At 65.6% G+C, this 14438-nt stretch carries 11 protein-coding genes; 5 read left to right on the top strand and 6 right to left on the bottom strand.

Annotated features, from left to right (window positions below; all coding sequences use genetic code 11):
• Positions 1 to 61: 61 nt before the first annotated feature.
• From ACEN9F_RS02850 to ACEN9F_RS02825, 6 genes are all read right to left on the bottom strand, one after another.
• Positions 62 to 811, bottom strand: coding sequence for a hypothetical protein (locus ACEN9F_RS02850; protein ID WP_413417623.1), 750 nt, complete (start codon positions 809 to 811; stop codon positions 62 to 64).
• A 42-nt stretch (positions 812 to 853) separates the two neighbouring features.
• Positions 854 to 1915: an ABC transporter substrate-binding protein gene (locus ACEN9F_RS02845; RefSeq protein WP_413417621.1), complete on the bottom strand. Its 1062-nt coding sequence runs from the start codon at positions 1913 to 1915 to the stop codon at positions 854 to 856.
• A 106-nt stretch (positions 1916 to 2021) separates the two neighbouring features.
• On the bottom strand, positions 2022 to 2534 hold the full coding sequence (locus tag ACEN9F_RS02840) for a PRC-barrel domain-containing protein (RefSeq protein ID WP_413417619.1): 513 nt from the start codon (positions 2532 to 2534) through the stop codon (positions 2022 to 2024).
• Positions 2535 to 2668: 134 nt separating this feature from the next.
• Positions 2669 to 4858 carry a DUF4214 domain-containing protein gene (locus ACEN9F_RS02835; protein WP_413417618.1) on the bottom strand — a complete coding sequence of 730 codons (2190 nt, stop codon included), beginning with the start codon at positions 4856 to 4858 and terminating at the stop codon, positions 2669 to 2671.
• 57 nt (positions 4859 to 4915) lie between these two features.
• Positions 4916 to 6154, bottom strand: coding sequence for a D-amino acid dehydrogenase (locus ACEN9F_RS02830; protein WP_413417616.1), 1239 nt, complete (start codon positions 6152 to 6154; stop codon positions 4916 to 4918).
• Position 6155: 1 nt separating this feature from the next.
• Positions 6156 to 7415 carry a serine hydrolase domain-containing protein gene (locus tag ACEN9F_RS02825; protein ID WP_413417614.1) on the bottom strand — a complete coding sequence of 420 codons (1260 nt, stop codon included), beginning with the start codon at positions 7413 to 7415 and terminating at the stop codon, positions 6156 to 6158.
• 195 nt (positions 7416 to 7610) lie between these two features.
• Here ACEN9F_RS02825 and ACEN9F_RS02820 point away from each other — a divergent pair, with 195 nt between their 5' ends.
• From ACEN9F_RS02820 to ACEN9F_RS02800, 5 genes are all read left to right on the top strand, one after another.
• Complete coding sequence (locus ACEN9F_RS02820; RefSeq protein ID WP_413417612.1) at positions 7611 to 8495, top strand: N-acetylmuramic acid 6-phosphate etherase; 885 nt, start codon at positions 7611 to 7613, stop codon at positions 8493 to 8495.
• Positions 8496 to 8529: 34 nt separating this feature from the next.
• Entirely contained in the window at positions 8530 to 9420 is an 891-nt protein-coding gene (locus tag ACEN9F_RS02815) for a LysR family transcriptional regulator (RefSeq protein ID WP_413417610.1), read from the top strand.
• Between the two features lie 237 nt (positions 9421 to 9657).
• Positions 9658 to 12420, top strand: coding sequence for a TonB-dependent receptor (locus tag ACEN9F_RS02810; protein WP_413417608.1), 2763 nt, complete (start codon positions 9658 to 9660; stop codon positions 12418 to 12420).
• Positions 12420 to 13463: a S66 peptidase family protein gene (locus ACEN9F_RS02805; protein WP_413417606.1), complete on the top strand. Its 1044-nt coding sequence runs from the start codon at positions 12420 to 12422 to the stop codon at positions 13461 to 13463. The genes ACEN9F_RS02810 and ACEN9F_RS02805 overlap by 1 nt, the downstream gene beginning before the upstream one ends.
• A gap of 38 nt (positions 13464 to 13501) precedes the next feature.
• Complete coding sequence (locus ACEN9F_RS02800; protein ID WP_413417604.1) at positions 13502 to 14293, top strand: ferritin-like domain-containing protein; 792 nt, start codon at positions 13502 to 13504, stop codon at positions 14291 to 14293.
• Positions 14294 to 14438 lie beyond the last annotated feature (145 nt).

Raw genomic sequence — 14438 nt, 5'->3', positions numbered from 1 at the left:
GTTGAGCACATTTATCTTCTATCAAGAAGCGTGCCAGAGGAAATGCCCGCATTTGGTGCGTTTACTCCTTCAACGCCTGGAGCCGGAAACGCTCGGTCTGGCCGCTTTCGCGCATCTTTTTCAATATCGCCGCCAGCCGTGGCGCCAGGTGCGCATGCTTTTTGTTGAGGTAGGCGTACAACGGGCCGCGCTGCAACACCGAGGCCTGGCGGATGCCGGCATCGCGGAATTCCGGGGTCGCCAGCAGCGGCTCGATGGCCTCGGCGGTATCGATGTACAGGTCGGTTCGGCCCAGCACCAGCTTGCGCAGGCCGGTCTCGGAAGTCTGGACGGCGGTCAGGTGTGCCGCCGGCAGCACCGCCATCAGCTTGCGTTCGGTGATCGAATAGCCGAAACGGTACTCGGTACGGTAGGTGGTGCCGCGCAAGCCCTCCCAGCCCGGCGCCAGCCGGATGTCGCGGCGCCTGGCATAGGCGGCGGTGGCGACAAACAAGGTCGGTTCCGTCAGGCGCAACATCGTGCTTTGCGTCGCTTCATATTCGACACTGCGGGCCAGCTCGCCATCGACCTTGCCCGCAATCGCCTCGGCGCCGGCGCGCGCCGCCGGCAGGTAGCGGATTTCCAGCGCCACGCCCAGCTGCCGGAACGCTTCCGTATAGATCAGCTCCAGCCACTTGGACGCAAAGCTGTCGACCTGCCCGAAGGTGGCCATGACCAGGTGCTCAGGCGCGCCTTGGGCATGGGCCCGGCCGCAACCTGCGGCTGCCAGCAACATGCCGGTGATGCCGGTGACAAATCGCCTCCGCTGCATGGCGGTCCCAAGCTGAAATCAAAGAAGGGACCAGTATAGCAACTATTGCGGCAATTCAATCTGCCAGAATCCGTTCGCGGCGTCGGTCTTGCGGGCCGCCAGCGCCGGCGGCAGCGTCACATGCAGCGCCGCCATGCGGGCCGGGTCGACCATCACGGTCGGCGTCTTCTGGCGCAGGATAGGCAGCACATCGGGCTTGATGCGCCGCCGGAGTATCTTGGCGGCCTGCGTGCCGGCCAACTGGCCGACCTGGGTGAAATCGGCGCCCACGTAGAGCGCGGCGCCGGGCACGCGCACCATGGCCAGCGTCACCACCGGCACATTGTTTTCGATGCCGAAGTCGCCCAGGTCGATCGCCGCCTCGTAGCGGTGCAGGCCGTAGTAAGTGTCCAGCGGCACCGCGAACATCTGCACGCCGCTGCCATACAGCTCCTTCAGCGATGGCGCGATATGGTCGGTCTTGGCGACCAGGCGCGCGCTGACGGCCATGCCCAGCGGCCTGCCTTGCGCGGTCGCGGCGGCGACGTTGGCGATGCCGTTCTCATCGTCGGTATGCACCATGCCGATCCGCTGCACGCTGGGGAAGACATCCTTGACCAGCTTGAGCGAGTCGGCCATGTCGGTGTACAGCGTGGAACCGGTCGCGCCTTCGCCGCCGTCGACCAGCGACACGCAGCCCGCGTCCTCGGGATGGGCGACCGCCGTGAACACCAGCGGGATGCGCGCCTCCGCCAGCGCGCCGCGCGCGTACTTGGTGGCCGGCGTGCCGATGGTCAGCACCAGGTCCGGCTTGGCCTCGACGATGCGCGCGGCTTCCTGGCGGATCCGCAGCAGCACGCCGAGTTTGCTCCAGAAGCCGCCTTTCTCGACATCGAAGTCGATGGTGGCGCGGTGCACGCTGAGGTTCTTGCCTTCGACCAGGCCGCTGGCCTGCAGCGAGGCCATGAAGCCCTGCAGCGATTGGCGGTAGGGCTCGATATCGGTCACCTGCAGCACCTCGACCTTGAAGACGCGCGCGTCCTCCATCGTTTCCGGCGGCAGGGGTTCGAATGCGAAGGCGGGGAGGGCCGTAGCGAAGAAGAGAAGAGTGAGTATTTTAGGCATGGCTGGTCTGATCGCTGTCGTTACAACGATTAGACCAGAGAAGCCCGCCAGGCATGCCGCTTATCGCATGCCTTGACGAGCCAATGTCTGCGCTTGCGGGGCCAGCTTAGATATTGCCGCCGCCCGTGCCGCCGCGGCTGCCGGTGTAGCCGGGATCGCTCTGCAAGCTGCCGGTGCCGCTGCCCATCACGCTGCCGGTCGCGGTGCGGCCGCCGGGGACGCTTTGCTGGGTGCCGTAGAAGCTGTGCAGCTGCGTGGTGAACTCGGTGCTGGCCATGTCCGGCCAGTCATCCTTGTCGAAGCCGGGGGCGTTTTTCAGGTGTTCCTTGGAGACGTCCAGCAGGAAGCGCTTGTTGACGGTATCCAGTTGCAGCGCCTGCCAAGGCACGGCGAACAGCTTGTCGCCCATGCCCAGCCAGCCGCCGAACGACAGCACGGCATAGGCCACCTGGCCGCCGCGCATGTCGAGCATGATTTCCTTGATGTCGCCGAGGTCTTCGTCCTGGCGGTTGTAAACATCCTCACCGATCAGCGTGTCGGCGCCCATCAGGCGCGGGCCCGGGCCCTCGGTGTCGTCGCTGCGATAAATGCCATAGGTGTCGCGATCGAGATAGCTCATGGTGGTCTCCAAATGATTAGTCAAGTCCTTAGTCTGGTGACGAAGTGACAGGACTAATCATGCGGGCGGGGCGACGGTTGAGGTATAGGTGCGCGAGCGGTGTCGGTGTAGGACAGGGATGAGTTCCTTGGGAACTATCCGGTATGCGTGGTGTAAGTGTAAGTAAAGCCGTTTTGCAAGACGCCGACCAGCTGGGCGACGTTTTCGGGGCTCTCGCTGAAGTACATCAGCACGTCCTCCTGTGCGTAACCGTGCTGCATCTTATCGAGCCAAAACGCCTGCCCCTCGGCGTCCGGCTTGCGGTGCAGCACATTGCTGTAGAGCTGGGTGATGTAGTCGGTGTCGCTCAGGTCGGCGCCATACAGCCGTACGAACTCGGGACTGCTCTTGAACAGGCGCGCCACCGCCTGCAGCGACAGGCCGTGGTCCATCTGGTCGATCCAGAAGCCGAGGCCGTCGCTGTCGGGGGCGCGGTTGAACGCCGCCTGGTACATGCGGTAGGCCACGCCGCCGATCTCGCCGGCGCCGACGTCCAGCGCGACCGGCTTGTTGTCAAAATAGATGCGCTCGATACCGCTCAGTTGCAGCGTGCCGCCGTTGCCGGTATTGTCCTGCACGCTGTAGCCGGTGGCGGTCGCCTTGATCGTGCGGCCGGCGGCGGTGCCGTCGAGGTAGAGGGTATCGGTACCGGCGATGCCCGTGACCGTATTGTGGCCCGGCTTGCCGTTGCCGGCCAAATAGCGGTGGCCATCTTCGGAGACAAGGGTATCCGTGTTGTGGTAGCCCAGTTCCTTCAGGATCGCCAGGTCCAGCGCGGAGTAGGGCGATGCCGGATTGGCCGGCGTAAAATAGTCCAGGAAGCGTTGGTACTCGGGAGCCATCAGGTCGCCAAATGCCGCGACATGGGCCGCGTCGGGGGACAGCAGGACCGCCCCCCCGTTGAGCGCCAACGCATTGAAGCCAAAATAATATGCATCGGTGCCGACCATCTTGGTCTGCGCATGGAAGTCGGAGGAGGGATCCGAAGTGATGCCCAGCACATGCAGCATCTCGTGCGCAAACACTTCGATGGCGTAGCCGGTGAGGAATGTCCCGTCATTGATCGCTTTCGCGACAGCAGGCGAAAGATTCAATGCCGCCCCGCTCACCGTCGGCATGGCGTCTTCGCTGGCCGCATGATGGAATGTGGCGCGGGCGGCGATGGGGCCGCTGCCCTCCAGGTCCTGTATCGAGACTGTCAGCGAAATATTTTGCGTGCCGTCGAGCACGCTGCTGGTCAAGGCCGAGACGGCATCGAGCAAGGCTTGCAGCTTGCTGACGTCGAACGCCTGGCCGGTTTCATTGTTGACGCTGCCGACGGTATAGCTGATGCCAGCCGTCGGCGTCGCCACGCGCACGTCGAGCGGCGCGCTCAGCGGCGACACGCGGCCGAACTGGTCCTGGACTTGCGCCGTGAGCTGGTGGGCGCCTGTGGCCAGCGTGCCCGGCGATAATCCCCACCAGCCTTCCTCGTCCGCGTGGACGGTCGCAATCGCCTTGCCGCCGTCATAGATGGTGACGGCGGAATTAAAGGTGGTTGTGCCCCAGATCAGGGGCTTGGCCGCGTTGACCGTGCCGTCCGTGCCATGTGCGAGCTGGACGGCGGTCGCCGCCGGCGCCTGCTGGACGTCGAAATCCAGCGCGGTGCTCAAGGCGGAGACGTGGCCGCCGCTGCTGACCGACGCGACCATCCCGCTATAGTGGCCGTCCCCCCACTCCTGCGGCGCGAGGCGCCAATGGCCGCTGGCGTCCGCCGTGGCGCTCCCCACCAACAACGGATATCCGTCCGCCAAAAAATACGTGATATCCACCACCTGGCCGGCGCCGGCCGTGCCGTACAGCACCACGTTTTGCCCATCGACCAGGCCGTAGGCACCGACGTCCACGCTGAGGGTGGGCGCGGCAGGCGAGAGGTGGTCAATAATCGTAAAGCTCGACTGAAGGCCCATCGCCTGCAGGTCGGCCGCGCTGTAGAGCGCCCGCTGGCCGCTATCGTCCCAGATGTAGAGCAAGCGTATCGCGTATTCTCCGACAGGATAGCCACCCGAAAATTCATAGGTGCTGCTAGCGTAGTTGGGCGTGCTGTCGGTAAAGGTATCGAGGGACTCTCCATTGCCGCCGATGTCGAAGCCGGCATAGAGGTAATCAACCATAAAGGCCACATGGGCGCCTGGCCCGAGCGCGCCTTGCGCAAGCGTGACGGAGAACGTCTGCAGGCTGCTGCCGCTGGTGACATCGATAACCTTGGGGAAACTCAACTGGGTGATAAGCGGTGCAGCTGCCAAAATGCGCTCCATAATAATTAGTCAACGCATTATGACATGTAATTAACTAAAGGCAACTTATGATGCCAGGGTCAACCCCTCCAGCGCGAACGGCGCCGCCTCGCCGCGCATCAAGCCGGCCAGGATGCTGGCGGTGCCGCAGGCGAAGGTGAATCCCAGCGGGCCGTGGCCGACGTTCAGCCACAGGTTGCCGTAGCGGGTGGCGCCGATGATGGGGGCGCTGTTCGGCGTCGCCGGGCGCAGGCCGGCCCAGGCTTGGGCGCGGTCGTAGTCGGCGGCGCCGGGCATGGCTTCCTTGGCCAGCCGCACCAGGCCCTGCACGCGGCGCGGATCGATGCTGCGGTCGGCGCCGACCATGTCCACCATCGCCGCCACGCGCAGGTCGCCGTTGATGCGCGCATACAGCACCTTGCGCTCGAAATCGGTCACGCTGACCGCCGGCGCCCGGTCTTGCGCGCGGATCGGCGCCGTCAGGCTGTAGCCCTTGAGCGGATACAGCGGCAGGTAGATGCCGGCGCCGGCCGCCAGGTCGCGGCTCTGGATGCCGGCAGCCAGCACGTACTGGTCGGCGCTCAGCACGCCGATCGATGTGCTCAGCCCGGTCACCTGGCCGCCGGCGGTTTGCAGGGCCAGGGCGTTGCCACGCACCACGCCGTGAAAACGCGGATGCTCCTCCAGGCGCTGCGCCAGCGCGACGCAGAAAGCGTGGCAGTCGGCCACCGCTTCGCCGCGATTGAAGATGCCGCCGGCCAGGTCGCCCTGCAGCGCGGCCAGCGCCGGCTCGCGCAACACCGTACCGGCCGGCGTCAGCACGTCGGCATCGGCGCCGGCCCGGGCGGCGGTGCGCTCGAACAGGCGGCGGCTGCGATACACCACCAGCTTGCCGGCGTCGCGCCAGCCGAATTCGGACAGCGGCAAGTCCAGCGCCAGCTGGTTCATCGCGTTGCGGCTCAGTTCGCCCAGTTGCAGCAGCGTCGCGGTGGTGCGGCGGTTGCTGGCGGCGTTGCAGTTGCGCAGGAATTGCGCCAGCCAGCGCCATTGGCGCAGGTCGGCTTCGGGCCTGAAGCGCAGCGGGCCGTCCGGCTGGAACAGCCAATGCAGCGCCTTCAGCGGCACGCCGGCGTCGGCCAGCGGCGCCACGTAGCGGTAGCTGAGCTGGCCGCCGTTGCGGTAGCTGGCCATGCTGCCGACCTCCGCCTCGCGTTCCAGCAAGGTAACGTGATGGCCGGCTTCCAGCAGCCACCAGGCCGAAGTCAGGCCGACCACGCCGCCGCCGATAACAATAATCTGACTCATCTCACTGGCCCAGGATGGCGCGGCGGTACAGCGCGCTCAGGATGCGCTCTTCGCTGCCGGTCATGGCGGAGTAGCGGCCGGGGTTGCCGTCCGGGTCGGCGCCGGTGCCGCCGATCAGCGACACCATGCCGTTGCCGCTTTTCAGGTCGACCACGAAGGTGGAGATCAGGCCGTAGGCCTCGCCCAGATGGCCGGCCGCGCTGAAGCCGCCGCCTTCGACCAGCCGGTTGCCGCCGGCGGCCGTGTCCTCGAAGCGCTGGCTGCCCAGCCCCCAGCTGTGATACAGGCCGCGGTAGGTGTCGCCGTTGTGGCCGTCGTAGGACCATTGGCGGCTGAACATCAGCTTGATGGTGTCGGGCTGCAGGATCTGGCGATCCTGGTGGCGGCCGCCGTGGATCAGCATCAACATCACCTTGCCCAGGTCGCTGGCGGAGATGCGCAGGCCGCCGGTCGGGCTGAACAACGTGCCGTTGCTGCCGATGACATAGCTGGCGACGCCGGCCGGCGCGGCGGGCGGACGCGCGCTGTAGTCATCCACCTGCGCGACCCACGGCCCGGCGGGCGCCCAGGCCTCGCTGTCGACGGGGCGCTTGCGGTACAACGTCGCCACGTCGGTCAGCTCGGCGGCGGAGAATTCGGCCGGGTTGTAGCCGCCGCGCAGGCCCATCGGCGCCAGCAGCAACCGGCGCATCAGGCGGTCGAAGCGCTCGCCGCTGGCCTTTTCCATGACGGTGCCGATCACGCCCCAGTTCAGGTTGCTGTAGGTGAAATAGGCGCCCGGCGCCGCATCGGCCGCCCACATGCCGTCCGGATTGCCGGCCAACTGGTCCTGGATGGCGACGCCGGCCGGCCAGAAATAGCCGGCGCCGTCGCGCAGCGACGAGGTATGCGTCAGCAGCATGCGCAGCGTGATGGCCTGGTTCGGGAACGCCGGATTGCGCAGCGGATAGCCGAGGTAGCGGCTCACATCCGCGTCCAGCTCCAGCTGTTTATCCTCGACCAGCTTCATCAGGCCGAAGGTGGTCATCATCTTGGAAACCGAGGCGATGCGGTACATCGTGTCCGCGTTCGCCGGCAGCGGCGCGGCGCCCATGCGGCGCTGGCCGGTTTGATACTGGTAAGCGACTTTGCCGCTGCGCACCGCCAGCACCGACAGGCTGGCCAGCGGCATCGCCGGGTCGGCCGCCACGGCAGCCAGCTCCTGGTCCAGCGTGGCCGCATGCGCGCCGCCGCCGAGTCCGGCCATCAATATCATCCCCATCAGAGCCTGCATTTCCGGTTTCATAGTGGCCCTTGTTTAATCATTAAGGCAAAGAATACTGTGCGGCGCCACGCCTCGCCAATGAAAACCGGCTCTTGCCATATAACTTTTCGGAATGCCCGCCCGGTAAGCTTTCATGAGCTTTCGGCAAGCTGGACAGTTACACTGGCTTCATCGAATTCCTACAGGCATGCGATGCTCAATACCGAACTCCCCAGCCAGGAACACGCTGGCTTGGACCAATATCCGGTGGCCGACCTGGTCGATACGCTGATCGCGGACCAGTTCAATGCGGTACGGGCGGTACACAATGCCGCCGCCACCATCACTGCCGCGGTCGACGCGGCGGCGCCGCGCATCGCGGCCGGCGGGCGCCTGATCTACGTGGGCGCCGGCACCTCCGGCCGACTGGGCGTGCTGGACGGCGTCGAACTGCATCCGACCTTTTCCTGGCCACACGAGCGCGCATTATCGTTGCTGGCCGGCGGCAAGGGCGCCATGTTCAAGGCGGTGGAGGGCGCGGAAGACGACAGGACGCAGGGCGGCATCGATCTGCTGGCGCTGCGGCCGCAGCCCAATGATGTGATCCTGTTGCTGGCGGCCTCGGGCACCACGCCCTATGTATTAGGCGCGCTGGCGGCGGCGAACGGCAGCGGCGCGCTGACCATCGGCATCGCCAACAATCCCGGCGCGCCGGTGGTGGCGGGTGCGCGGATCGGCATCACGCTGGACACCGGCCACGAGGTCATCTCCGGCAGCACCCGCCTGAAGGCCGGCACGGCGCAGAAAATCGCCCTCAACACCATCTCCAGCGCCATCATGGTGCGCTTGCACAAGGTCTATGGCAACCTGATGGTCGACATGCAGCCGACCAACGCCAAGCTGGTGCAGCGCGCGGTCGCCCTGACCATGCACGCGACCGGGGCCGACGAGGCCACCGCGCGCGGCGTGCTGGAGCAATGCGGCTTCCACGTCAAGGTCGCGGTGGTAGCCTTGCTGCGGCGCCAGCCGGTCTCGCGGGCCAAGGCGCTGCTGATACAAACCGATGGCAGCGTTCGTGCCGCACTCCTGCTAGAGTAGCGCCCAATACCATTGCGCTACTGAAAGAAGGAAGATGCGGTTACGTCATATCGAAGTTTTCCACGCCATCATGCAGGTCGGCACCATCAGCGGCGCGGCCCAGGTGCTGCATATTTCCCAGCCGGCCGTCACCAAGGTGCTGCAGCATTGCGAGCTGCAACTGGGCATGCCGCTGTTCGAGCGCGTGCGCGGCAAGCTGTATCCCAAGCCGGAAGCGCATCTGCTGTTCGCCGAAACCGAGAAACTGAACCGCGACCTGCAAGGCATCCGCCGCCTGGCGGCCAGCCTCAAGGGCCGCGCCGTCGAAACCATCCGCCTGGTGTCGACGCCGACCATCGCCGTCAGCGTGTTGCCGCAAGCCATGAGCGCCTGGCGCCGCAGTTTCGCCGATACCCGCTGCGAACTGGCCACCCACCACACCAGCGAAATCGTCAACACCTTGCGCCTGGGCGAGGCCGATCTCGGCCTGTCGCTGCAGGATCCGCGCCATCCCGGCATCCTGGCCGAGCCGATCGCGCAGGGCGTGATGACGGTCATCGCGCCGCCCGGACGCTGGGCCGCGACGCAAACCGCCACGCCGCTGACGGCCGCCGGCCTCGAGGGCGAGCTGATAGGCTACGCCGACAACGACCCGCTGGGCGAACTGGTGGTGGCCGCCTGCGAAGCGCAAGGCATGCAGCCGCACTTCCACACCGTGGTGCAGACCTACCAGATCGCCCGCTCGCTGGTGGAGGCGGGCGGCGGCATGGCGGTGGTCGATCCGTTCACCGCCGCGTCCGGCCGTGGGCGGCTGCAAAGCCGTCCCTGGGCGCCGGCGATACCGATCCAGCTCTACCTGCTGACCCCGGCGCACGCGCCGCTGTCCCATGGCGCCCGCCAACTGGCCAACAGCATCGCTAGCGCCGCCCGCGCGCTGCTTGAATAGACTTTATTTATTGCGGCGTGGCAAAAATGATACATATACCATTTCGAAATTAGGACGATACTGGCATCCTCCTGCGTCGCCGCTCGCTTCATTCCTAAAAGTTATAGCCGCAAAAGCTATTTTCATTATCTGGTAGAAGGAGCAAGCGCTAATCTGGGTTCGCCGGGATAACGTAATGCTATGACATTGCCCCCGCCAGACTCGTTAGATCGCAGGTATCAATCCAAGGGAGAGGCCGTGAAGGTTAAGAAACTGGCGCACATGATTGCGCTGATAGGTGTAGTGGCTCCGGCGGCAAGTCCGGTCTTTGCGCAGGACGGCGAGCCGGCGATGCAGCGCGTGGAAATCACCGGCAGCAGCATCAAGCGGGTGGCGAAGGAGGGCGCGCTGCCGGTCCAGGTCATCAGCTACGACACCATCGAGAAATCCGGCATCACCAGCACCGAGCAGCTGGTGCGCAGCCTGTCGGCCAACGGCACCGGCGCCGACAACATGACGTCCGGCAACAACGTGTTTGGCGCCGATGCCGACCGCGTCAGCGGCGGCGCGTCGTACGCCTCGCTGCGCGGTCTCGGACCGAACAGCACGCTGGTGCTGTTGAACGGCCGCCGCATCGCCACCTTCGGCGCCAGCGCCAAGGCGGTCGACCTGAACGCGATCCCGCTGGGCGCGATCCAGCGCGTGGAAATCCTCAAGGACGGCGCCTCGGCGATCTACGGCACCGACGCCATCGGCGGCGTCATCAACTTCATCCTACGCACCGACTACCGCGGCCTGGAAGCCTCGATCAACGACAACTTCACCGAGCACGGCGGCGGCGCCAACCGCCGGCTGTCGCTGCTGGGCGGCATCGGCTCGCTGCAGAAGGAAGGCTACAACGTCATGGGCAGCGTCACCTATGACAACAACGAAAAGCTCAGCTCGCGCGACCGCAGCTTCGCCAACGGCTTCCAGCCGGCGCGCGGCCTGTCGCCGGACACCACCGGCACGCCCTACGCCAACCAGCTGACCGGCGCCGGCACCGCGCTCGGCACCGGTTTCAAGATGCCGGGCGACAGCACCACCTATCTGCAAGCCAATCCGCTCAGCTTCCAGGGCAAGTGCGACACCGTTCCCGGCATGTCGCAATACCAGACCGCGCTGTGGAAGGACGTCACCGCCGCCACCCGCAGCACCTATTCCTGCGCCTACGACTACGGCGCCGACTACGTCATCAGCTTCCCGGTCGAGCGCCTGAACGCGGTCTCGCGCGGCACGCTGCAGATCAACGCCGACCACAAGGTGTTCGCCGAGGTGCTGTACGGCCACAGCAAGGCCACGGCCGAACTGACGCCGATGCAGATTTCCACCTCGCTGGCCAACGGCAGCGCCTATCCGGTCGGCGGCGCCTATTACCAGGACCTGTCGGCCTTCATTCCGACCTTCGACAAGACCAAGCCGATCATCTACAAGTGGCGCGCCAATCCATGGGGCAACCGCACCCAGGAAAACGTCACCGACAACGCGCGCCTGCTGATCGGCGCCGAAGGCGTACTGGGAAAATGGGACTACCGCGCCGGCGTGTCGCATGCGGAAAGCAAGACCAAGACCGCGCTGACCGACGGCTACGGCTACACCAGCCAGATCTACTCCGCGCTGGGCACCGGCCTGATCAACCCATGGCTGACCGCCGGCCAATCGCAGACGCCGGAAGCCTTGAAGTTGATCGAATCGACCAAGTTCACCGGCGCGTTCCAGCACGGCTCGACCAAGCTGACCCAGATCGACGGCAATCTGTCGGGCGAAATCTGGCAACTGCCGGCCGGCGCCATGTCGATGGCGGTCGGCTTCGACCTGCGCCGCGAAGGCTACGGGTTCGCCCAGGATGTCGACGCCACGCAGATCCTGCTGGCGCCGGGCAATGCCGCCCTCAGCAACGCAACGCGCGACATCAAGGCGGTCTACACCGAATTGCTGGTGCCGGTCACCAAGCAGCTGGAACTGCAACTGGCGGTGCGCCGCGACCACTACAGCGTGTTCGGCGACACCACCAATCCGAAGATCTCGTTCCGCTACGAGCCGGCCAGCTGGCTGCTGTTCCGCGGTTCGGCCAACAAGGGCTTCCTGGCGCCGAGCTTCACGCAGCTGTATTCCGCGCAGCTGTCGCAGGAACTGCCTAACGGCATCATCGATCCTATCGGCTGTCCGCAACACCCAGGCGATCCGGCCTACTGCGCGATTCCGCGCCTGAGCTACTTCACCGGCGGTAATCCGACGCTGAAGCCGGAAACCTCGAAGCAGGGCAGCCTGGGCTTTGTGATCGAACCGGTCAAGGGCTACTCGGCCTCGCTGGACTACTGGGCGATCAACTCGCTGAACCGCATCCTGAACCGCACGCCGCAAGTGGTGCTGGCCAACGCGGCGCTGCTGCAGAACGAGATCCACCGCAAGCCGGACGGCACCATCGATTACGTGACCGCCGGCTGGATCAACGCGGCGGGCGCCAAGACGCGCGGCGCCGACCTCAGCCTGCGCGGCGAGGGCAAGGTTGGCGGCTACGGCTGGAACTTCAACCTCGACGGCACCTACACCAACAGCTTCAAGTTCGCCGAGATCGAAGGCCAGCCGTACAAGGAATATGTCGGCAACTTCTACACCCGCGACCTGTACCTGCGCTGGAAGCACAACGCCAGCCTGAGCCTGTCGCGCGGCGACTGGAGCGCGATGCTGATCCAGAACTACAGCTCGGGCTACAAGGACCAGGTGCCGAACGGCGGCAAGGACACGCCGCCGCCGGGCTTCAATCCCGACGTCAAGGCCTACACCAAGTACGATCTGTCGGCCAGCTACACCGGCTTCAAGAACACGACGATCACGCTGGGCATCCAGAACCTGCTGGACACGGATCCGCCGTTCACCGCGCACAACGTGGATGAAGTGGTCGGCGCCGGTTGGGATCCACGTGTGGCCGACCCGCGCGGCCGCTCGCTCAACATCCTGCTCAAGTACAAGTTCCTGTAATGTCCGGCCCGTTCAGCCGGCGGCAGTTCGGCAATCTGCTGGCCGCCGCCGCGCTGGGGTCGGCGGCGCTGCCGGCCGCGGCCGGGGTTGCAGGTACGGCGCCATCACGAAGGAAATCCATGCGACTGTTGAAACCGGCCCGCCTGCAGCCGGGCGACCAGGTGGGCATCATCGCGCCCGGCGGCCACACCAACGACGACGCGCTGGCCAAGGCGGTGGCCAATATCGAATCGCTGGGATTGCGGGCGCGGCTGGGCGACAACGTCCACTACGTCTATGGCAATTACGCCGGCACGGTGGAACAGCGCCTGGCCGACCTGCACGCCATGTTCCTCGATCCCGAGATCAAGGCGGTGTGGGCGATACGGGGCGGTTCTGGCTGCATCTCGCTGCTGGAGCACATCGACTACAAGCTGATACGCGCGCATCCCAAGGTGCTGATCGGCTACTCGGACATCACCTGCCTGCACCTGGCGCTGCTCAGGCACGCCGGGCTGGTGACCTTCCATGGGCCGGTGGCCTCGTCGACGTTCTCCGACTATTCCGTGGCACACATGCAAAACGTGCTGATGACGCCGCACGACAACTACACCATCGGAATGTTCGACGAGCACATGCCGCGCGCCGTGCATGGCGGCATGGCCACCGGCCGGCTAATCGGCGGCAACCTGTCGCTGGTCGCCGCGCTGGCCGGCACGCCATACGCGGCCGATTTCAGGGATGCCATCCTGTACCTGGAAGAAGTCAACGAAGAACCGTACCGCATCGACCGCATGTTGACGCAATTGCAACTCAGCCAGGGATTCCGGAACGCCGCCGCCGTCATGATCGGCACCAACGAAAACTGCGAAGCGCCCGAAGGCGAAAGCGCGCTGACGCTGGACGACACCCTCGACCAGCACCTGCAGCCGCTGACCCGGCCGGCGGTGGCCGGCTACTCCTTCGGCCACATCCGCAACCAGTTCACCATCCCGGTCGGCATCCGCGCCAGGCTGGATGCCGACCATCACACGCTGACCCTGCTGGAGCCCGCGGTCGGCTAGCTGGTACACTGTCGCCCTCATGAATTGAAGGACACAGTATGGAACTCCGCGCGCGCGCATTGCACTGCCTGACCGAAGCCGATCCCGCGGCGAAAACGGCGGCGGTCGCGGCAATGGCGGTGGCCTCGGAAGAGGGCGCCTGCACGCTCGATACGCAAGCGCGGATGGCTTCGTCCGCCGCCATCCCCGGCCGCCCGGCCAAGCCCGACCTGGTGCCGCCGCGCCTGGTCGGCCGGCGCGCGATGAACACGCTGGAAGGGCGCGCCATGCTGATCCACGCGCTGGCGCACATCGAATTCAACGCCATCAACCTCGCGCTCGACGCGCTGTGGCGCTTCCCCGGCATGCCGGCCGCGTACTACACCGACTGGCTGCTGGTGGCCAAGGAAGAGGCGCTGCATTTCTCGCTGCTGGCCGCGCACCTGCAGACGCTCGGCTACCGGTACGGCGACTTCGCTGCCCACGACAGCCTGTGGGAGATGGTCGAGAAGACCTGCGACGACGTGCTGGCGCGCATGGCGCTGGTGCCGCGCACGCTGGAGGCGCGCGGCCTCGACGCCAATCCGCCGCTGCGCGCCAAGCTGGCCCAGGCCGGCGACCTGGAGGCCGCCCACATCCTCGACATCATCCTGCGCGACGAGATCGGCCACGTGGAGATCGGCAACCGCTGGTACGGCCACCTGTGCCGCCAGCGCGGCCTCGACCTGCGCGCAGCCTACGCCGACCTGGCCGCCCAGTACAAGGCGCCGGCGCTGCGCGGCCCGTTCAATATCGAAGCACGGCTGCAGGCCGGATTCACCGAAGAAGAGGTCCGGGCGTTGGCCTCTTAACACATTTCGCACGGTAAATTCTATCCAATAATTTCCAAACTGCAATTAATTATATTTTAAGCAGTTGAATTCTTTGCTATCCTTATGCGCGTTACCCTTGAGAAACATTGCTCTTGGGTGTTTCTAAAGCCGGGGGAGAGTGGGA

Origin of the sequence: Duganella sp. CT11-25 (genome assembly GCF_047302815.1) — a bacterium.
In the GTDB taxonomy this organism is placed as follows: domain Bacteria; phylum Pseudomonadota; class Gammaproteobacteria; order Burkholderiales; family Burkholderiaceae_D; genus Rugamonas.
The sequence above is the reverse complement of the archived record's forward strand: the minus strand, read 5'-3'. Positions and strand labels throughout refer to the sequence as shown.